At 73.0% G+C, this 20,717-nt stretch carries 13 protein-coding genes; 10 read left to right on the top strand and 3 right to left on the bottom strand.

All coding sequences use genetic code 11. From position 1 onward, the window contains the following. Positions 1-14 precede the first annotated feature (14 nt). The gene (locus ACZ47G_RS33930; protein WP_465749401.1) at positions 15-2,399 is read left to right on the top strand and encodes a RelA/SpoT family protein; all 2,385 of its coding nucleotides are present in this window, start codon (positions 15-17) and stop codon (positions 2,397-2,399) included. After that, the gene (gene hflX / locus ACZ47G_RS33935; RefSeq protein ID WP_380454814.1) at positions 2,396-3,898 is read left to right on the top strand and encodes a GTPase HflX; all 1,503 of its coding nucleotides are present in this window, start codon (positions 2,396-2,398) and stop codon (positions 3,896-3,898) included. Before ACZ47G_RS33930 ends, hflX begins: the two co-directional genes overlap by 4 nt. Positions 3,899-3,949: 51 nt before the next feature. On the opposite strand, the gene ACZ47G_RS33940 is transcribed toward hflX, so the two are convergent. Then, positions 3,950-5,149, bottom strand: a complete 1,200-nt coding sequence (locus ACZ47G_RS33940; protein ID WP_465749404.1) for a trypsin-like serine peptidase — start codon at positions 5,147-5,149, stop codon at positions 3,950-3,952. A gap of 27 nt (positions 5,150-5,176) precedes the next feature. Beyond that, positions 5,177-6,349, bottom strand: coding sequence for a trypsin-like serine peptidase (locus ACZ47G_RS33945; RefSeq protein ID WP_465749406.1), 1,173 nt, complete (start codon positions 6,347-6,349; stop codon positions 5,177-5,179). A gap of 351 nt (positions 6,350-6,700) precedes the next feature. Here ACZ47G_RS33945 and ACZ47G_RS33950 point away from each other — a divergent pair, with 351 nt between their 5' ends. From ACZ47G_RS33950 to ACZ47G_RS33970, 5 genes are read left to right on the top strand one after another with little or no spacing between them, the layout of a single operon-like run. Beyond that, positions 6,701-8,611 (top strand): IucA/IucC family protein, encoded by a 1,911-nt coding sequence (locus ACZ47G_RS33950; RefSeq protein WP_465749408.1) that lies wholly within the window; start codon positions 6,701-6,703, stop codon positions 8,609-8,611. Beyond that, positions 8,500-9,171, top strand: coding sequence for a GNAT family N-acetyltransferase (locus ACZ47G_RS33955; protein WP_465749522.1), 672 nt, complete (start codon positions 8,500-8,502; stop codon positions 9,169-9,171). Before ACZ47G_RS33950 ends, ACZ47G_RS33955 begins: the two co-directional genes overlap by 112 nt. Positions 9,172-9,179: 8 nt before the next feature. Then, a complete protein-coding gene (locus ACZ47G_RS33960; RefSeq protein WP_465749410.1) occupies positions 9,180-10,751 on the top strand; it encodes a lysine N(6)-hydroxylase/L-ornithine N(5)-oxygenase family protein in 1,572 nt (523 codons plus the stop codon). Then, positions 10,729-12,570: an IucA/IucC family protein gene (locus ACZ47G_RS33965; RefSeq protein WP_465749412.1), complete on the top strand. Its 1,842-nt coding sequence runs from the start codon at positions 10,729-10,731 to the stop codon at positions 12,568-12,570. Before ACZ47G_RS33960 ends, ACZ47G_RS33965 begins: the two co-directional genes overlap by 23 nt. 12 nt (positions 12,571-12,582) lie before the next feature. Beyond that, complete coding sequence (locus ACZ47G_RS33970) at positions 12,583-14,745, top strand: ATP-dependent DNA helicase (RefSeq protein WP_465749414.1); 2,163 nt, start codon at positions 12,583-12,585, stop codon at positions 14,743-14,745. A gap of 131 nt (positions 14,746-14,876) precedes the next feature. Here ACZ47G_RS33970 and lexA read toward each other — a convergent pair whose 3' ends face one another. After that, a complete protein-coding gene (lexA, locus tag ACZ47G_RS33975) occupies positions 14,877-15,572 on the bottom strand; it encodes a transcriptional repressor LexA (RefSeq protein WP_380454855.1) in 696 nt (231 codons plus the stop codon). A 529-nt stretch (positions 15,573-16,101) separates the two neighbouring features. Between lexA and nrdR the strand changes: the two genes are divergently transcribed. From nrdR to ACZ47G_RS33990, 3 genes are all read left to right on the top strand, one after another. Beyond that, on the top strand, positions 16,102-16,599 hold the full coding sequence (gene nrdR / locus ACZ47G_RS33980; RefSeq protein WP_380454801.1) for a transcriptional regulator NrdR: 498 nt from the start codon (positions 16,102-16,104) through the stop codon (positions 16,597-16,599). A gap of 234 nt (positions 16,600-16,833) precedes the next feature. Continuing rightward, complete coding sequence (locus tag ACZ47G_RS33985; RefSeq protein ID WP_465749416.1) at positions 16,834-19,716, top strand: vitamin B12-dependent ribonucleotide reductase; 2,883 nt, start codon at positions 16,834-16,836, stop codon at positions 19,714-19,716. 176 nt (positions 19,717-19,892) lie between these two features. Next, on the top strand, positions 19,893-20,651 hold the full coding sequence (locus tag ACZ47G_RS33990; protein ID WP_465749418.1) for an SDR family oxidoreductase: 759 nt from the start codon (positions 19,893-19,895) through the stop codon (positions 20,649-20,651). The last annotated feature ends 66 nt before the right edge of the window (positions 20,652-20,717 follow it).

Here is a 20,717-nt window from a genome sequence, read left to right on the forward strand (position 1 = left end):
TGCCGGAGGTGCCGATGACCATCGAAGCCGGGCAGCCCCCCATCGCGGGGCAGCCGACGAGCGCGCGGCAGGGCGGGGCCAGGAGGCCCCTCGGGGAACTCGGCCGGGCCGCCCTCGGCCGGGCCGGGCGAGCCGCCCTGCTGGCCACCGGTCGGCCGCCGGTGCCGGACGCCCTGGAACCGCTGGTCCAGGTGCACCGACGGCACCATCCGCAGGCCGACCTCGCCCTGCTGGCCCGGGCGTACCGGCTGGCCGAGGCCAGCCACCGCGGCCAGAAGCGCAAGAGCGGTGAGCCGTACATCACCCACCCCCTGGCCGTCACCATGATCCTGGCCCAACTCGGCGCCGGGACGACCACCTTGGTCGCCTCGCTGCTCCACGACACCGTCGAGGACACCGAGTTGACGCTGGACCAGGTGAGCGCCGGGTTCGGGCCCGAAGTCGCCTACCTGGTCGACGGGGTGACCAAACTGGAGAAGGTCGACTTCGGCGCCGCCGCCGAGGCCGAGACCTTCCGCAAGATGCTGGTCGCCACCGGGGACGACGTCCGGGTGATGGTGATCAAGCTCGCCGACCGGCTGCACAACATGCGCACCATCCGGCACATGAAGCCGGCCAGCCAGGTGCGGATCGCCAAGGTCACCCGGGACGTGCTGATCCCGCTGGCCGAGCGGCTGGGCATCCAGGTGCTCAAGGCGGAGCTGGAGGACATCGTCTTCGCCACCCTGCACCCCGAGGAGCACGCCCGCACCCGCGGCCTGATGGCCGGCCACGAGGCCGAGCCGGACGCCCTGCTGGAGCCCTTCGCCCGGCAACTGGCCCGCCAGCTGGCCGAGACCGGGGTCGCCGCCGAGGTGACGGTACGGCCCCGGCACTGCGTCTCGCTGCACCGGGTGCTGCTCAAGCGGGCCGCCGCACCGGGCCGGGACGGGCTGCCGCAGGAGCCCCAGCCGGCCGACTTCGGGCGGCTGCTGGTGGTGGTCGAGGAGAACGCCGACTGCTACGCGGTGCTCGGCGAACTGCACACCTGCTGGACGCCGCTGCCCGGCGAGTTCAAGGACTTCGTGGCCGCCCCCAAGTTCAACCTCTACCAGTCGCTGCACACCGCCGTCGCGCTGGACGGCGGCGCGGTGGTCGAGGTGCTGGTGCGGACCCGGCGGATGCACGAGGTGGCCGAGACCGGGGTGGTCGCGCTCGGCGACCCGTCCCCGGCCGGACCGGCCCAGGACGCCGACGAGCTGGACCGCACCGACCCGGCCCGGCCCGGCTGGCTCAGCCGGCTGCTGGAGTGGCAGCAGGAGACCCCCGACCCGGACGCCTTCTGGTCCGCGCTCACCGCCGACCTGGCCGGGGACCGCGAGATCACCGTGGTGACGGAGAACGGCGAAACGCTTCAGCTGAGGGCCGGGGCCAGCTGCGTGGACGCCGCCTACCTGCTCGGCGAGGAGACCGGCCACCGATGTATCGGCGCCCGGGTCAACGGCCGGCTCACCGCGCTGTCCACCGTGCTGCGGGACGGGGACGTGCTCGCGGTGCTCACCGAGAGCCTCCCGGCCGGCGGCGGGGCGCAGCCGTCCGGCCCCTCGCCGGAGTGGCTGGCGCACGCCCGCACCCCGGCCGCCCGGCTGGCCATCGAGCGCTGGCTGGCCGACCACCCGGCCCGGCTGCCGGTGGTGAGCACCGGCCCGGCGGCCGGCCAGCCCGCCCCGCCCGCGCACCGGCCGGGCGAGCGCCGGGCCGCCCCGGTGGCGGTGGCCGGCCGGCCCGGGGCGCCGGTGCGGCTGGCCCGCTGCTGCACGCCCGTCCCGCCGGACGAGGTGGCCGGCTACCCGATCCGCGGCGGCGCGGTGGCCGTGCACCGCACCGCCTGCCCGGCCGGGCAGCGGCTGCGCGCGGACGGGCGGGCCGAACTGGAGGTCCGCTGGCGGCAGGAGGGCGCCCCGGCGGCCGGGCACCGGGTGACCCTGCGGGCCGAGGCGCTGAACCGGCCCCGGCTGCTCGCCGACCTCACCGCGGCGATCTCCGCCGCGGGCGTCGGCATCGTCTCCGCCGAGGTCGAGCCGCCGCAGGAGCTGCGGGTCCGGCACACCTACACCGTGGAGCTGCCCGAGCCGGGCGCGCTGCCGGCCCTGATGCGGGCGATGCTCAGGGTCTCCGGGGTGTACGACGTGAGCCGGCCGCACGCCCCGGAGGGGACGCGGACCCGCGAGGGCGCGACGCGCTCCCCGGAAGGGCGCCCGGCCCGGCACTCCGGGGGAAATGGGGATGACCGGCCCGTGCCCGGCGTGCGACCATCGTGGGGAATTCACGGCCGGTCCACGGCGTTCTCAGGGCACAGGAGCCCGGGTGAGATCCAGGGGTCCTCGCCGAAGCCACCCAGCGACCAAAGGACAGAATGACCTCCACGTTCGACACCCGCGACCACGCCGACGCCCCGCGCCGCCTCGACGGTCTGCGGGCGGAAGCCCTCATGGACGAGGACCACGCGGCCATCGACGAGGACCTCGGCCACAGCTACGACGGCGACCAGTACGACCGCAGTGAGCGCGCAGCCCTGCGCCGGGTCGCCGGCCTCTCCACCGAACTCCAGGACGTCACCGAGGTCGAGTACCGCCAGCTCCGCCTGGAGCGCGTGGTGCTCGTCGGCGTCTGGACCGACGGCACCCTGGAGGAGGCGGAGAACTCGATGGCCGAGCTCGCCGCGCTCGCCGAGACGGCCGGCTCCGAGGTCCTGGACGGCGTCATCCAGCGCCGGGACAAGCCCGACGCGGCCACCTACATCGGCTCCGGCAAGGCGCAGGAGCTGCGCGACATCGTCGCCGCCACCGGCGCCGACACCGTGGTCTGCGACGGTGAGCTCACCCCCGGCCAGCTGATCCACCTGGAGGACGTGGTCAAGGTCAAGGTCGTCGACCGGACGGCCCTGATCCTGGACATCTTCGCCCAGCACGCCAAGTCCCGGGAGGGCAAGGCGCAGGTCTCGCTCGCGCAGATGCAGTACATGCTGCCGCGCCTGCGCGGTTGGGGTCAGTCGCTGTCCCGGCAGATGGGTGGCGGTGGCTCCGGCTCCTCGGGCGGCGGCATGGCCACCCGTGGTCCCGGTGAGACCAAGATCGAGACCGACCGGCGCCGGATCCGCGAGAAGATGGCGAAGCTCCGCAAGGAGATCGCCGACATGAAGAAGGGCCGCGACACCAAGCGCCAGGAGCGCAAGCGCCACCAGGTGCCGTCCGTGGCCATCGCCGGTTACACCAACGCCGGCAAGTCCTCCCTGCTCAACCGGCTCACCGGCGCGGGCGTGCTGGTGGAGAACGCGCTGTTCGCCACCCTGGACCCGACCGTGCGCCGGGCCCAGACCCCGAGCGGGCGGCTCTACACCCTGGCGGACACCGTCGGCTTCGTCCGGCACCTGCCGCACCACCTGGTCGAGGCCTTCCGCTCGACCATGGAGGAGGTCGCCGACGCCGACCTCATCCTGCACGTGGTGGACGGCTCGCACCCCGAGCCGGAGACCCAGCTGGCCGCCGTCCGCGAGGTCATCGTCTCGGTCGACGCACAGAACGTGCCGGAGATCGTGGTGATCAACAAGGCGGACGCCGCCGACCCGCACGTGCTGCAGCGCCTGCTGCGCCGCGAGCCGCACGCCATCGTGGTGTCGGCCCGCAGCGGCGCCGGCATCGAGGAGCTGCTGAAGCTCATCGACGACGAGCTGCCGCGCCCCGCCGTCGAGGTGCGGGCCCTGGTGCCCTACACCCAGGGCGCCCTGGTCTCCCGGGTGCACAAGGAGGGCGAGCTGCTCGGCACCGAGCACACCGCCGACGGCACGCTGCTGCACGCCAAGGTGCCGGCCGAGCTGGCCGCCGAGCTGGAGCACTTCACGGTCGCCCTGCAGGGCTGACCGGTCTGCGCCGCTCTGCGCCGGTAGCCCCCGGACGTTCGCGTCCGGGGGCTACTTCACGTTCTTGACGAAGTAGTCGAAGGCCTGCTTCGCCTGGTCCTGGAGCGACGGTCCGGCCAGGTAGCCGGCCGGGGCGCGGTTGCCGACCGAGCTGACGCTGACCAGGTTGGGCTTGCCGTCCTTGGTGATGAACCAGCCGCCGCCGCCCGCGCCGCCGGTCATGGTGCAGCCGATCACGTACATCGGCGGCCGGGCCCGGTCGAAGGAGAGCAGGCCCGGCGCGGCCGCGGAGTCGCAGCGCTGCAGCTCCATGCCGTCGAAGGGCCGCTCGACCGGGTAGCCGTAGGCGGTGGCCGAGGTGACCTGCTCGCGCGGGGCGTTGAACCAGACCGGCACGGACCCGCCGACCGCCTCCTCCAGGGACGGGCCGGAGCCGGACTCGCCGCGCACCCGGACGATCCCGTAGTCGTACTGGTCGTGGGCGCCGACGCCGTCCTCCTGCAGCCAGGTCGGCGACACCAGCGCGCGCACCGCCGTCCAGCGGCCGTACGGGGCGGCCTGCTGGTCGCCGGATGGCTTGCCGCGGGCCGCCCGGCCGTCCCGGTTGCCCGCCTGTCCGTCCCGGTTGCCAGCCTGTCCGTCCCGGTTGAAGGCGGGCACGAAGACCAGGTTCTTCACCCAGCCGCCGCCCCTGCCGTCGTGCAGGCAGTGCGCGGCGGTGTAGACCAGGTTGCTCCGGCCCGGGTTGAGCGGGTCGGTGACCACCGTGCCGGAGCAGACCGCGTCGCCCTGGGGCGTGGTCATCAGCAGCTTGCCGACCACGGCGGAGTCCGGGCCGTACGGGTGCGGCTGTGCCTTGGCCGGGACGGGGGCGGGCGGGGCGCCGCGCTGGACGGTGGCCGGTGCGGGGGCGGTCAGCGAGTACTCGGGGGTGGGGCGGGCCTTGGCGGCCTCCATCCGGGCGGTCGTCCAGTAGGCCGGGGCCGTCTGGTTGGTGAAGCCGCTGTCGGCGACGTACCGGGCCCAGTCCTCCAGCTTCCAGCCGCCGAGGTCACCCAGGCTGGTCGGGGCGGCCTTGGGCAGTGCCGCGGGCGGGGCGGCGGGGGCGCCGGGGCCGTCCGGGCCGCAGGCGGCCGCGGTGAGCGTCAGGGCGGCGAGCAGCGCGGCGCCGGCCGTGGCGGCCCGCCGTCCCCTGGTGCTAGTGGTGCTGCTGGTGGCGCCGGTGGTTCGGGTGGTGCTGATGGTGCGCAAGCTGAGGTGCCCCCGTGATGGTGCCGGTCACTGCTTCCTGGAGATCCAGTCCAGGGCCTGCTTGGCGACCGTCTCCAGGTACGGGCCGCTCAGCGAGGTGTGCTCCTGGGTGCCGATCGAGGTGTTGCTGACCAGCGCCGTCCTCCCGTCCGGCATGGTGGCGAACCAGCCGCCGCCGCTGGCGCCCTGGGTCATGTTGCAGCCGATGGTCAGCATGGACGGGCGCTTGGCGTCGAAGGACAGCCGGGTGGGCTTGCCGCCGTCGCACTTGTAGAGCTCCTGGCCGTCGAACGGCTTGACCAGCGGGTAGCCGGCGGCGGAGACCTTGAGCTGGTCGCGGGGCGCGTCGAACCAGACCGGGACGGCCGAACCGACCGTCTCCTCCAGGGACTTGCCGGTGTCGTTCTGGTTGTGCACGCGCATCACGGCGAAGTCGTACTGGTTGGCGGCGTCACCGGTCGGGCCGCCCTCGACCATCCACTGCGGGGAGGTGACGACCTGGTCGGCCCACCAGGTGCCGAGCGGGGCCAGCTCGGACAGCGGGGCCTTCTTGCCGCCGCTGGAGGCACCGGAGTTGTTGTAGGCGGGGACGAACACCAGGTCCTTGTAGAAGTCGCCGCCCTTGCCCTCGTGCACGCAGTGCGCCGCCGTCCAGACCAGGTTGCTCTTGCCCGGGTGCAGGGGGTCGGCGATCACCGTCGCCGAGCAGTTGCCCCGGCCGCCCTGGGCGGAGAAGAACACCTTCCCGGAGGGCTGCTTGAGGTACGGGCGGGGCACCTGGACGGCCTTGACCACCGGCGGCTCGGGGTCGGTCACCCCGTCGGCGGCGGCCGGCTTGGCGGTGGGCGGGGCCGGGTCGGCGGGCTTGGCGTCGCCCATCTTGTCCGGGTTCCAGAAGTCCTTCACCACCGGGTTGTTGAAGACGTGCTTGGACGCCCACTTGTCCCAGTCGTCGAACTTCCACTTCTTCAGGTCGTCCCAGCTCTTCGGCAGGCCCTCCAGCAGGCTGGTCGGCAGACCGGACGGCAGGGTGATGCCGCCGATGACGCCGCCGGGGGTGGCGCTCGCCTGCGTACTGGGCGGCGGCGCCGCCACGGTCCTGTCGCCGCCCGCCGGGCCGTCCGGTCCGCAGGCGCTGACGGCCAGCAGCGTTCCGGTGACCAGGGCGGCGGCGAGGGCTGACCGGTGGATCGATGGCATCGGTGCGCTTCCCCCTGTACGCGATGGGATGGTGTCGGGTCGGGCTTCGGTGCGGCGGCTCGCCGCCCTGGAGTCTTCCATCGCGGTACAGGACGGCGGCAGTCGCCCCCCGGGTTCCTGGGCTGACCGGAGGTCACCGATCCGTGACCCCGGACCGGCCCCTTCGTTGGCACAGCAGGGCTGCCCCGCCCGGTGGCGCACTATCCCCGATCTTCACCCGGACGAGTGAGCGGTCCTTGTGATCACCCGTCAGGGATAGGTAACCCTTACCTGACGCGACGGTGCGAGCGCCCGCCGACCCCCTCCACCACCAGCGCGCGTCCGCACCCCCACGCGCACCAAGGAGCAGCCTTGAGCACCGCCCTCACCGGAGCCCCGCCCGTTCCGCCGCCGTCCACGGACTCCCGCCCCGAGCCGAAGGACACGTCGGCGCCGGAGGTGACGAGCGACCAGCGAGTTCAGGACCGAGGAGGGCAGGTGCCGGACCGTGAACACCCCGACGCGGGCGCGGAACACCGGCCCGGGCCCGATCCGCTGCTGCACCCCGACCCCGCCGTCGCCGCCGAACAGGGCGCCCTGGAAGCCCTGTTGCGCTGCTGGGCGCGGGAGACCGGCGCCCGCCCCGGACCGGACGGCCGACTGCGGATCGACGTCCTCGGCGGCGCCGCCCGGCTCACCGCGCCGGTCCGCTACTGGTCCCCCGGCGGCTGGCACCGCTTCGGCCCGGCCGCCCTCTCGGCGGGGGACAGCACCGCCGCGGCCCCGGTGGACGCCGTCACCGCCGCCGCCCTGCTCGCCGCCGCGGCCGCCGAACGGCCCGACCCCGGACAGGTCGCGGACCTCGCCGCCAGGGTCGCCGACTCGGTCGTGCGGACCGCCGAGATCCTCACCCACCACCGCACCGCCGCCGCACCCGGCGGACCGGAACGCTCGCACTTCCTCGCCGCCGAACAGTCCCTGCTGCTCGGCCACCCGCTGCACCCCACCCCGAAGAGCCGCGACGGCCTCGGCCCGGCCCAGAGCGCCGCCTACTCGCCCGAACTCCACGGCAGCTTCCAGGTCCACTGGTTCGCCGTGGACCGCACCCTGCTCGCGGCCGGCTCAGCCGTCGCCCGGAGCGCCGACCGGATCACCGCCGACCTGCTCGGCGGCCACGCCGCCCTGCCGCCCGGCACCGCCGCCCTGCCGCTGCACCCCTGGCAGGCCCGCGAACTCGCCCACCGCCCGGCCGTCGCCGCCCTGCTCGCCGACGGGCTGCTGCACGACCTCGGACCGGCCGGCGAACCCTGGCACCCCACCTCCTCGGTGCGCACCGTCTACCGGCCCGGCACCCCGTGGATGCTCAAGCTCTCGCTCGGCCTGCGGATCACCAACTCCCGCCGGGAGAACCTGCGCAAGGAACTCCACCGCGGCCTGGAGGTGCACCGGCTGCTGGAGAACGGCCTCGCCGCCGAGTGGCGGGCCGCCCACCCCGGCTTCGACATCGTCCGGGACCCGGCCTGGATCGGCGTCGACCACCCCGGACTCGGCGACCCCGGCGGACTGGACACCGTGCTGCGCGCCCAGCCCTTCGCGCCCACCCAGCGCGCGCTGTGCGTGGCCGGGCTGGTCGCCGAACAGCCGCGCGGCACCGGCGCCACCGTGCCGTCCGCACTCGGCGACACCCTGCGCGCGCTCGCCGCCCGCACCGGGCGCCCGCTGCGCACCGTGGCCGCCGAATGGTTCCTGCGCTACCTGGAGGCCGTCGTCCTGCCCGTCCTCTGGCTGGACGGGCGCGGCGGCATCGCCCTGGAGGCGCACCAGCAGAACAGCATCGTCCTGCTGGACGCCGAGGGCTGGCCCAGCGGCGGCCGGTACCGCGACAACCAGGGCTACTACTACCGGGAGAGCGCAGCCGAGCGGCTCACCGCCCGGCTGCCCGGACTCGGCTCGGAGAGCGACACCTTCCTGCCGGACGCCGTCATCGACCACCACTTCGCGTACTACCTCGGCATCAACCACGTGCTCGGGCTGATCGGCGCCTTCGGCTCCCAGGGGCTCGCCGACGAGACGGTGCTGCTGGCCGGGCTGCGCCGGTTCCTGGCCGGCCCGCGGGCGGCCGCCACCGGCTCGGCGCTGCCCGCCCTGCTGCTGGACGCGCCCACCCTGCCCTGCAAGGCCAACCTGCTCACCCGGATCAACGGCCTGGACGAGCTGGTCGGCCCGGTCGCCACCCAGTCCGTGTACGTGGACATCCCCAACCCGGTGGCGGGGGCCCGATGACGGAGGACCTGGCCGGGTGGGGCGAAGTCCCCACCCCGGCCGGCCGGTTCCGGCTCGACCCGGTCCGGCTGCCGGAACACCTGGAGCTGCTCACCGGGTGGATGAACGACCCCGAGGTCGACGCGTTCTGGGCGCTCGCCGGGCCGCCCGCCGTCACCGAACGGCACCTGCGGGCCCAACTGGACGGCGACGGACGCAGCGTGCCCTGCCTCGGACTGCTCGACGGCGAGCCGATGAGCTACTGGGAGGTCTACCGCGCCGACCTCGACCCGCTCGCCGCCCACTACCCGGCCCGGCCGCAGGACACCGGCCTCCACCTGCTGCTCGGCCCGGCCACCAGCCGGGGCCGCGGTCTCGGGGCCCAGCTGCTCGGCGCCCTGGCCGAGTTGATCCTCCGCCGGAGACCGGGCTGCGAACGGGTGGTGGCCGAACCGGACGTCCGCAACCGGCGCTCCGTCCGGGCCTTCGAGCGGGCCGGGTTCCGGGCCGTCGCCGAACTCGACCTGCCCGACAAGCGCGCCGCCCTGATGGTCCGCGACCGAGACCTACTCCCCGCCTAGGACGTTCTGTGGACACCTCGACACCCCCTTCGCACCCCGGGCCGCATGACCCGCCGCATGACCCGCCGTACGACCTGCTGGGCGTCGGCATCGGCCCGTTCAACCTCTCGCTCGCCGCCCTCGCCGAGCCCGTACCCGGCCTGCGCACGCTCTTCTGCGACCAGCGCCCCGAGTTCCGCTGGCACCACGGCATGCTGGTCGACGGCGCGCGGATGCAGGTGCCCTTCCTCGCCGACCTGGTCTCGCTGGTGGACCCGACCAACCCGTGGTCCTTCCTCAACTACCTGCGCGCCCAGGACCGGCTGTTCCCGTTCTACTTCGCCGAACGCTTCCAGCTGCCCCGCCGGGAGTACGACCACTACTGCCGCTGGGCCGCCGACCGGCTGCCCAACTGCCGCTTCGGCACCGAGGTCACCGCCCTGCACCGGGACGGCCCGCTGTTCCGGGTCGAACTGACCGACACCGCGACCGGGCGGCGCAGTACCGTACGGGCCCGCAACCTCGCGCTCGGCGTCGGCACCCGGCCCGTGCTGCCCGAGGCCTTCGCCGCCCTCGCCGACCACCCGCGGGCCTTCCACTCCGCCGAGTACCTGGACCGCCGCGAGGACCTGGCCGGCGCCCGGGACATCACCGTGATCGGCAGCGGACAGTCCGGCGCCGAGGTCTTCCTCGACCTGCTCCGCCGCCACGAGGGCGACGGCGTCCGGCTGCGCTGGCTCACCCGCACCAGGGCCCTCGCGCCCATGGAGTATTCCAAGCTCGGCCTGGAACACTTCACCCCCGACTACACCCGCTACTTCCACGGCCTGCCCGGGCCCGTCCGGGACGCCCTGGTGGGCGCCCAGTGGCAGCTGCACAAGGCCGCCAGCGCCGAGACCCTCGCCGAGATCCACGACCACCTCTACGAGCGCACCATCGGGCGCCCGATCGACAGCGCCCCGGTCGAGATCACCCCCGGCACCGCCGTCACCGAGGCCCGCCCCGGCCCGTGCGGCGGCCTCGAACTGCGCTGCCGGCACACCGACTCCGGCACCGAGCACGTGCTGCGCACCGACGCCGTGGTGCTCGCCACCGGCTACCGGGCCGCCCGCCCGGCCGCCCTCGAACCGCTCGCCCGGCTGATCGACTGGGACGAGTCCGGGCGCTACCGGGTCGACCTCGACCACCGGGTCGCCACCCGGCCCGAACTCACCGGCGGCCTGTACGTCCAGAACGCCGAACTCCACACCCACGGCGTCGGCACGCCCGACCTCGGCCTCGGCGCCCACCGGGCCGCGGTGATCCTCAACGCCGTCACCGGCCGGACCGTCCACCGGCTGCCCGACCGCACCGCCTGGACCGGCTTCGCGCCGCCGGTGTCCTCCGTGTCTTCCGTGTCTTCCGTCTCTTCCGCCAGCCTTCCGAACATTCCGAAAACCGTGAATGTTCCGGACGGTCAGCACAGCCAGCACAGCCAGCACAGCCAGCACAGCCAGCACAGCCAGCAGAGTCAGCACAGTCCGCACAGCGCCACCCCCGAGCAGACCCCCGTCGTCCCCCGCCCCCAGGAGCTGACCCGTGCCGCAACCGTCGGCCGCTGAGCCCGCCGAACCGCTCTACCTGCCCCCGCACCTCACCCCCGGGCACTGGCAGCGGGCCGGCCGCGCCCTGCTGGCCAAGATGCTCGGCGAGTTCGCCTACGAGGACCTGCTCCGGCCCGTTCCCGGCGCCCTCGACGGCGAGTACCTGCTGAAGCTGCCCGAGGCCGAGTACCGCTTCGCCGCCCGGCGCGGCGCCTACGACGGCTGGCAGGTCGACCCGGACTCGATCCGCTGCTCCCGCCCGGACGGCCTGGATCCGCTGCACTTCCTCCCGTACGCCCGGGAGGCCCTCGGGCTGCGCGGCGAGACCACCGCCCACCTGCTCCGCGAACTCTCCGTCACCCTCACCGCCGACGCCCGCCAGCTCGCCACCGCGCTCACCGCCGCCGAACTCGCCGACCTCGACCACCCCGCGCTGGAGGGCCGGCAGGGCGGCCACCCGTGGATCGTCCCCAGCAAGGGCCGGATCGGCTTCTCCGGCACCGACGCCGCCCGCTGGACCCCGGAGGCCCGCAGCCCGCGCCCGCTGCCCTGGATCGCCGTCCACCGCCGGCTCGCCGAGTACCGCGGCGTGCCCGGCCTGGAGCGGCCCGAGCAGCTGTACGCCCGCGAGCTGGACGACGTCGACGCGCTGCGCGCCCCGCTCGGCGCGGACGCTGACGACTACCTGCTGCTGCCCGTCCACCCCTGGCAGTGGGACGAGACGGTACTGCCGCTGTTCGCGCCCTGGATCGCCTCCGGCGAGATCGTCCCGCTGCCCTCGGACGGCGACCCACGGCTGCCCCAGCAGTCCATCCGCTCCTTCTTCAACACCGCCCACCCCGAGCGCTGCACCGTCAAACTACCGCTGTCCATCCTCAACACCCTGGTCTGGCGCGGACTGCCGGTCGAGCGGACGCTCGCCGCGCCCGCCGTCACCGCCTGGCTGCACGGGCTGCGCGACGCTGACCCGTACCTGCGGGACGAGTGCCGGGTGATCCTGCTCGGCGAGATCGCCTCCGTCACCGTCGACCACCCGCTCTACCGGGAGCTGCCCGACTCGCCCTACCAGTACAAGGAACTGCTCGGCGCGATCTGGCGCGAACCGCTCGGCCCCTTCCTGGCCGGGGACGAACGCGCCCGCACCCTCGCCGCCCTGCTCCAGACCGGCTCCGACGGCCGGGCGCTCGCCGTCGAGCTGATCGCCCGCTCCGGCCACACCCCCGCCGAGTGGACCGGCCGGCTGTTCGCCGCGATGCTGCCGCCGCTGCTGCACTTCCTCTACCGCTACGGACTGGTCTTCTCCCCGCACGGCGAGAACGCCATCGTGGTGTTCGACGACCGCGGCACCCCGACCCGGCTCGCGGTCAAGGACTTCGTCGACGACGTCAACCTCAGCGACCAGGACCTCCCCGAACTGCGCGACCTGCCCGCCGAGGTGGCCGGCGTCCTGCTGCGCGACGACCCCCAGGGGCTCTGCCAGTTCATCCACTCCGGACTGTTCATCGGCGTCTTCCGCTACCTCGCCCCACTGCTGGAGGCCCAGGCCGGGCTCGCCGAGACCGAGTTCTGGGCCCTGCTGCGCGCGGAGATCCACCGCTACCAGCACCGCTTCCCCGAGCTGCGCGAACGCTTCGAGCTGTTCGACCTGTTCCGGCCCCGGATCGACCGGCTCTGCCTCAACCGCAACCGGCTGATCATGGACGGCTACCAGGACCGCCCGCACCGCCCGCACGCCGTCCGGCACGGCACGGTGCCGAACGCCCTGGTCGGCGTGGAGGTGCGGCTGCCCGGCAGCCTCCCCGGGCAGCGGGACCGGATTGTCACCCCCGCCCCGTAGGGTGGAAGGGTCATGACGAACGACTCCGAATCCCAGCCCGCGACGGACCTCGGCGACGAGGCCGAGGAAGCCGTCGCCGTTCCGCGCTCGCGGATCCCCGAGCTGTTGCACGCCGCGGTCGAGGCCGTCGGCGGTGTCGAGCGCCCCGGCCAGGCGCGGATGGCCGAGGCCGTCGCCGACGCCGTCGACCACGCCGAGCACCTGCTCGTCCAGGCCGGCACCGGCACCGGCAAGTCCCTCGCCTACCTGGTGCCGGCCCTCGCCCACGGCGACCGCGTGGTGGTCGCCACCGCCACCCTGGCACTCCAACGCCAGCTGGTGGAACGGGACTTGCCGCGCACCGTCGAGGCACTGCACCCGGTGCTGCGCCGCCGGCCGCTGTACGCGATGCTCAAGGGCCGCTCCAACTACCTCTGCCTGCACCGGGCCAACGAGGGCACCCCGAGCGACGAGGGCGAGGGCCTGTTCGACCCGGTGGACGCGCTCGGCGGCCCCGCCGGCAAGCTCGGGCAGGAGGTGCTCCGGCTGCGCGACTGGGCCGACGAGACCGAGACCGGCGACCGCGACGACATGAGCCCCGGCGTCTCCGACAAGGCCTGGGCGCAGCTGTCGGTCACCTCCAAGGAGTGCCTGGGCGCGACCCGCTGCGCCTACGGCCAGGAGTGCTTCGCGGAGAAGGCCCGGGAGCGCGCCAAGCTCGCCGACGTCGTCGTCACCAACCACGCGATGCTGGCGATCGACGCCATCGAGGGCGCGCCGGTGCTGCCCGAGCACGGGCTGCTGATCGTGGACGAGGCGCACGAGCTGGTCAACCGGGTCACGGGCGCGGCCACCGCCGAACTGACCGTCGGCGCCGTCAACCGGGCCGTGAAGCGGGCCGCCCGGCTGGCCAACGAGAAGGCCGTCGACCTGCTGCAGGCCGCCGCCGAGAACTACCACGGCCTGATGGAGACCGCCCAGCCCGGCCGGGTCGAGGAGCTCCCGGAGTACCTGGCCTACGCCGTCACCGCCATCCGGGACGCCGCCCGGCAGGTGATCACCTCGCTCGGCGAGACCAGGGACAAGGGCCTCAGCGACGAGGACGCCGTGCGCAAGCAGGCGATGGCCTCCGCCGAGACGGTGCACGAGACCGCCGAGCGGCTGCTGGAGGACTCCGAGTACGACGTGATCTGGATCGAGCGCAGCGACCGCTACGGGCTGGGTACCGCCTCGCTGCGGGTCGCGCCGCTGAGCGTGTCCGGGCTGCTGCGCGAGGGCCTGTACAAGGAACGCTCGGTGGTGCTCACCTCGGCCACCCTCAAGCTCGGCGGCGACTTCAACGGGGTGGCCGGCTCGCTCGGCCTGCCCAAGGAGACCAGGCTGCCGGACGAGCGCACGGCCGGCGACAACCCGGAATCCGGCTCCGGGTCCGGCTCCGGGTCAGGCGCAGGCGCAGGCGCAGGTTCCGGCTCCGGTTTCGGAGAGGACGCCGTCCCGTACTGGCGGGGGATCGACGTCGGCTCGCCGTTCAAGTACCCCAAGCAGGGCATCCTGTACGTCGCCAAGCACCTCGCCGACCCCGGGCGCGACCCCGAACGGCCGGACATGCTCGACGAGTTGGCCGAGCTGGTCGAGGCGGCCGGTGGGCGCACGCTGGGCCTGTTCTCCTCCATGCGCGGCGCCCAGACGGCCGCCGAGGCGATGCGGAAGCGGCTGGACCACCGGATCCTGCTCCAGGGGGAGGACACCTTGGGTGAGTTGATCCGGGAGTTCGCCTCGGACGCGAGCACCTGCCTGTTCGGCACGCTCTCGCTCTGGCAGGGCGTGGACGTGCCCGGCTCGGCCTGCCAGCTGGTGGTGATGGACCGGATCCCCTTCCCGCGGCCGGACGACCCGCTGATGAGCGCCCGCCAGAAGGACGTCGAACAGCACGGCGGGAACGGCTTCATGGCGGTCGCGGCCACCCACGCGGCGCTGCTGATGGCGCAGGGCGCGGGCCGGCTGGTGCGCGCGGCGGACGACCGGGGCGTGGTGGCGGTGCTCGACCCGCGGGTGGAGACCAAGCGGTACGGGGGCTTCTTCCGGTCCTCGATGCCGGAGTTCTGGTACACCACGGACCGCAACCAGGTGCGCCGCTCGCTGGCGGCGATCGACGCCTCGGCGGCGCCGGTGCGGCCGGTGGTGAAGCGGGGCTGAGGGTCCGGGGGCTGCGGCCCCGGGAGCCGAGGCTGCGGCCCGGTGGAACGACGGAGGGGCTCCCCGCGACGCGGTGGAGCCCCTTCCCGTTGTAGTGGCGGCCGCGGGTGGGTGGCGGCCGGGCGCTGCCGTCAGAGGCGGCGCAGGACCGCGACGACCTTGCCCAGGATGGTGGCGTTGTCGCCGTTGATGGGCTCGTAGGCCGGGTTGTGCGGCATCAGCCAGATCCGGCCGTCCTCGCGCTTGAGCCGCTTGACGGTGGCCTCGCCGTCGATCATCGCGGCCACGATGTCGCCGTTCTCGGCGACCGGCTGGCGGCGCACGGTGACCCAGTCGCCGTCGCAGATGGCCGCCTCGATCATCGAGTCGCCGCGCACGGTGAGGGCGAACAGCTCGCCCTCACCGACCAGCTGGCGGGGCAGCGGGAAGACGTCCTCGACGGTCTGCTCGGCGAGGATCGGGCCACCGGCGGCGATCCGGCCGACCAGCGGCACGTAGGAGGTGGAGGGGCGCCCGGCCGTCTCGGCGGTGTTGGGGCGGGCCACCTCGACGCCGCGGACCTCGTAGGCGCGCGGGCGGTGAGGGTCCCGGCGGAGGAAGCCCTTGCGCTCCAGGGCCATCAGCTGGTGGGCGACCGAGGAGGTGCTGGACAGGCCGACGGCCTGGCCGATCTCGCGCATGGACGGCGGGTAGCCGCGGCGCTGGACGGAGTCGCGGATGACCTCGATCACCCGGCGCTGGCGCTCGGTGAGGCCTGCCTCGTCGGTCCGGATGCCGGGGGGGCGGCCGGGCATCGAGCGGGCGGGCGAGGTGTGGGTGTCGTCCATGGTGGGGGAGTGTTCGATCGGCTGGTCGGGGACTCGGCCCGTGGTGGAAACGGCCGGCCCGGAGAGGCGGTGGTCTTCGCTACGGTCCATGCTGATGTCCACGCTCTGCTGATTCGTGGTGCGCTGCCCCACCTTGAACTGGGAGTGTTCCTGCACCGGGATGGTGTTGGTTTCGACGGTGTTCACGGCGGCCCCTCTCGACGGCTGTCCTCTCCCCTTTTCCAGCCCAACGCACCTCCTATCGAAAGGTTGCGCCAAACACACGTTCGAGTGAATTATTCGGGAGTTGGCTGACTCGATCAAGGCTTTGTTGTACATCGAGTAAATGTTCGACCGGATGTCGCCTCCGGCAGTCTAATCGGCGCCGACACGCCAGGGGTGTCGCCTCCCTCTGAGACCTAGATGTAGTGGCTAGAGTCCTCTCCGTGCCCAGTACTAGTGGTCGCGTCGCATGATCAGCTTGCCGAGGCCGGGGGCGCATCGCATAGACTCAACAGGTCCGCACGTCCTGCCAGGGAGGGATCCCCAGGTGCACTGCCCCTTCTGCCGGCACTCCGACAGCCGCGTCGTCGACAGTCGGACCACGGAGGACGGCAGCTGTATTCGCCGTCGTCGACAGTGCCCGGACTGCGGTCGCCGTTTCACCACCGTGGAGACGGCCGCGCTGATGGTCATCAAGCGCAGCGGCGTCACCGAGCCCTTCTCCCGGCAGAAGGTCATCACCGGCGTCCGGAAGGCCTGCCAGGGCCGCCCGGTCACCGAGGACGCGCTCGCCCAGCTCGGCCAGCGGGTCGAGGAGTGCGTGCGCGCCAGCGGCAACGCCGAGCTGACCACCCACGAGGTCGGGCTGGCCATACTCGGCCCGCTCAAGGAACTCGACGTGGTCGCCTACCTGCGCTTCGCCAGCGTGTACCAGGCGTACGACGGACTCGAAGACTTCGAGGCCGCCATCGCGGAACTCCGCGCCGAGCGGCCCGCCCCCGAGGCGGACGGCACCTGCGTGCCCGTTCCCGCCGCCGCGCCCTAGGAGGCGTGCCGGGCCCTCGCGGCCCCCCCGAACCACCATGCAGGCCCCCCGTGGGCCGTCAGCACCACACCGGCCCCGCGTGGGCCCACGCGTGCCCGAAAACGGGGCACGGAACACTACAAACCGTGCGCAAGCGGACGGGGTCCCCGCCTGCCCGCACACCGGAAGAACGAACCAGCGGTGCCCGGACTTTTCAGGGCACTACGGGCGTTTGCCCAGGAGGAGGAGCGAGAAGTGACAGACACCACGAGCGGTTCCGCGCGCGGGTCGAAGTCCGAGAAGACGGCGGCCAAGGGCGCCAAGGCCCCGAAGGGCGGTCTCCGGATGGAGCGCATCCACACCACCCCTGGCGTGCACCCGTACGACGCGGTCCGCTGGGAGCGGCGTGACGTCGTCATGACCAACTGGCGCGACGGCTCGATCAACTTCGAGCAGCGCGGCGTCGAGTTCCCCGACTTCTGGTCGGTCAACGCCGTCAACATCGTCACGTCCAAGTACTTCCGCGGCGCGGTCGGCACCCCCCAGCGCGAGTGGAGCCTCAAGCAGATCATCGACCGCGTGGTGCTCACCTACCGCGCGGCCGGCGAGAAGCACGGCTACTTCGCCACCAAGGACGACGCCGAGATCTTCGAGCACGAGCTGACCCACGCCCTCCTCCACCAGGTGTTCAGCTTCAACTCGCCGGTCTGGTTCAACGTCGGCACCAAGCAGCCCCAGCAGGTCAGCGCCTGCTTCATCCTGTCCGTCGACGACTCCATGGAGTCGATCCTCGACTGGTACAAGGAAGAGGGCATGATCTTCAAGGGCGGCTCCGGCGCCGGCCTCAACCTCTCCCGCATCCGCTCCTCCAAGGAGCTGCTCTCCTCCGGCGGCAACGCCTCCGGCCCGGTCTCCTTCATGCGCGGCGCCGACGCCTCGGCCGGCACCATCAAGTCCGGTGGCGCCACCCGCCGCGCGGCCAAGATGGTCGTGCTCGACGTCGACCACCCGGACGTCGAGGCCTTCATCGAGACCAAGGTGAAGGAGGAGGAGAAGATCCGCGCCCTGCGCGACGCGGGCTTCGACATGGACCTCGGCGGCGACGACATCACGTCCGTCCAGTACCAGAACGCCAACAACTCCGTCCGCGTCAACGACGAATTCATGACCGCCGTCGAGAACGGCACCGAATTCGGCCTGCGCGCCCGGATGACCGGCGAGGTCATCGAGACCGTCGACGCCAAGAAGCTGTTCCGCAAGATGGCCGAGGCCGCCTGGGCCTGCGCCGACCCCGGAATCCAGTACGACACCACCATCAACCACTGGCACACCTGCCCCGAGTCCGGCCGCATCAACGCGTCCAACCCGTGCTCGGAGTACATGCACCTGGACAACTCCAGCTGCAACCTGGCCTCGCTGAACCTGATGAAGTTCCTGCGCGACGACGACACCTTCGACACCGCCGCCTTCGCCAAGGTCGTCGAGCTGGTCATCACCGCGATGGACATCTCCATCTGCTTCGCCGACTTCCCGACCGAGAAGATCGGCGAGACCACCCGCGCCTACCGCCAGCTCGGCATCGGCTACGCCAACCTCGGCGCCCTGCTGATGGCCACCGGCCACGCCTACGACAGCGAGGGCGGCCGCGCCCTGGCCGGCGCCATCACCTCGCTGATGACCGGCACCGCCTACCGCCGCGGCGCCGAACTCGCCGGTGTCGTCGGCCCGTACGACGGCTACGCCCGCAACTCCGCCGCCCACCGGCGGGTCATGAAGCAGCACGCCGACGCCTCCCTGGACGCCGTCTCCTTCGAGGACATGGACGCCCCGGTCTGGCTCGAGGCCAACAAGACCTGGCAGGACGTGCTGCGCCTCGGCGAGCAGAACGGCTTCCGCAACGCCCAGGCCTCCGTCCTCGCCCCGACCGGCACCATCGGCCTGATGATGGACTGCGACACCACCGGCGTCGAGCCCGACCTCGCCCTGGTCAAGTTCAAGAAGCTCGTCGGCGGCGGCTCCATGCAGATCGTCAACGGCACCGTGCCGCGCGCCCTCAAGCGCCTCGGCTACCAGGACGAGCAGACCGAGGCGATCGTCGCCCACATCGCCGAGCACGGCAACGTGGTGGACGCGCCCGGGCTGAAGACCGAGCACTACGAGGTGTTCGACTGCGCCATGGGCGAGCGCGTCATCTCGGCCATGGGCCACGTGCGGATGATGGCCGCGATCCAGCCGTGGATCTCGGGCGCCATCTCCAAGACCGTGAACATGCCGGAGAGCGCCACCGTGGAGGAGATCGAGGAGATCTACTTCGAGGCCTGGAAGCTCGGCGTGAAGGCATTGGCCATCTACCGCGACAACTGCAAGGTCGGCCAGCCGCTCTCGGCCAAGAAGAAGTCCGGCGGCGAGGCCAAGGCCGAGGAGGCCCCGGCCGCCGTGGTCGAGAAGGTCGTCGAGTACCGCCCCGTCCGCAAGCGCCTGCCCAAGGGCCGCCCGGGCATCACCACCTCCTTCACGGTCGGTGGCGCCGAGGGCTACATGACCGCCAACTCCTACCCGGACGACGGCCTCGGCGAGGTCTTCCTGAAGATGTCCAAGCAGGGCTCGACCCTCGCGGGCATGATGGACGCCTTCTCCATCGCCGTCTCCGTCGGCCTCCAGTACGGCGTGCCGCTGGAGACCTACGTCTCGAAGTTCACCAACATGCGCTTCGAGCCGGCCGGTCTGACCGACGACCCGGACGTGCGGATGGCCCAGTCGATCGTCGACTACATCTTCCGCCGCCTGGCGCTGGACTTCCTGCCGTTCGAGACCCGCTCGGCGCTCGGCATCCACTCCGTCGAGGAGCGCACCCGCCACCTGGAGACGGGCTCCTACGAGCCGCTGGAGGCCGAGGAGATCGACACCGAGTCGCTCGCCCAGTCCGCCCCGGTGACCGCCGCCAAGCCGGCTCCGGCCCCGGCCGTCGAGGCGCCCAAGGCGGCCCCGAAGCAGGCCCACAACTCCACGGAGCTGATGGAGATCCAGCTCGGCCTCAACGCCGACGCACCGCTCTGCTTCTCCTGCGGCACCAAGATGCGCCGCGCCGGCAGCTGCTACCTCTGCGAGGGCTGCGGCTCCACCAGCGGCTGCAGCTGACGACCCCGGTGTTCACCTCCTGAGGTGAATCCCTGAAGCGGGGCGAGGACTTCACGGTCCTCGCCCCGCTTCTGCGCGTTCCGGGAGGGGCCGATGTCACGAATGCGGGCGGTGTCCGGTCCGTAGCCGGTGTCGGCGGTTCGGGATTCGGGATTCGGGAGAGGAGTGGTGCGGTGATGGGGACGGTGCTCGTGACCGGGGCGACGGGGACGCTGGGTCGGGAGGTGGTGCGGCTGTTGGTGGCGCGCGGGGTGGCGGTGCGGGCCTTGAGCCGGCGGGCCCGGGCGGCGGGTGACGGGGTCGAGTGGGTGGTCGGGGACCTGGTGACCGGGGCGGGGGTCGCGGCGGCGGTCGCCGGGGTGGAGACCGTCGTGGACTGCGCGACCACGCAGGGGAGGAAGGACGTGGCGGCGGTCGGGCGGCTGGTGGCGGAGGCCCGGCAGGCCGGGGTGCGGCACCTGGTGTACGTGTCGATCGTGGGGATCGACCGGGTGCCGATCGCGTACTACCGGGCGAAGCTCGGCTGTGAGCGGGTGGTGCGGGAGTCGGGGCTGGGGTGGACGGTGCTGCGGGCGACGCAGTTCCACGACCTGGTGCTGAAGGCCTTCGACCTGAGCGCGAGGCTGCCGGTGTTCCCGGTGGTGAACGGTGCCCGGATCCAGCCGGTGGAGGTCCGGGAGGTGGCGGCGGCGGTCGTGGAGCTGGTGGGGCGGGAGCCGGCCGGGTTGGCCCCGGAGGTGGGCGGGCCGCGGGTGCGGTCGTACCGGGAGCTGGCCGAGGCCTACCTGCGGGCGGCGGGCCGGCGGCGGGTGCTGCTGCCGCTGGGGATCCCGGGGGCGGCCGGCCGGGCCCTGCGGGCGGGCGGGCTGACGACGCCGGAGCGGGCGGTGGGGCGGGGGACGTTCGAGGAGGCGCTGGCGCGGCGGTTCGGGTAGGCCGAAGTCGTCAACCAGGGTTGACGCTTGAGCCTGGGCGATGGTCGGGCGGTTCGCCGACGCGGC

The sequence above is a fragment of the Kitasatospora sp. NPDC030952 genome, assembly GCF_055571335.1.

Bases quoted from the DNA above. Each gene is read 5' to 3' on its own strand.
- ACZ47G_RS33970 (WP_465749414.1), top strand. From the start codon at position 12,583: ATGACGAACGACTCCGAATCCCAGCCCGCGACGGACCTCGGCGACGAG.
- ACZ47G_RS33990 (WP_465749418.1), top strand. From the start codon at position 19,893: ATGGGGACGGTGCTCGTGACCGGGGCGACGGGGACGCTGGGTCGGGAG.
- ACZ47G_RS33930 (WP_465749401.1), top strand. From the start codon at position 15: ATGACCATCGAAGCCGGGCAGCCCCCCATCGCGGGGCAGCCGACGAGC.
- ACZ47G_RS33945 (WP_465749406.1), bottom strand. From the start codon at position 6,349: ATGCCATCGATCCACCGGTCAGCCCTCGCCGCCGCCCTGGTCACCGGA.
- hflX (WP_380454814.1), top strand. From the start codon at position 2,396: ATGACCTCCACGTTCGACACCCGCGACCACGCCGACGCCCCGCGCCGC.
- lexA (WP_380454855.1), bottom strand. From the start codon at position 15,572: ATGGACGACACCCACACCTCGCCCGCCCGCTCGATGCCCGGCCGCCCC.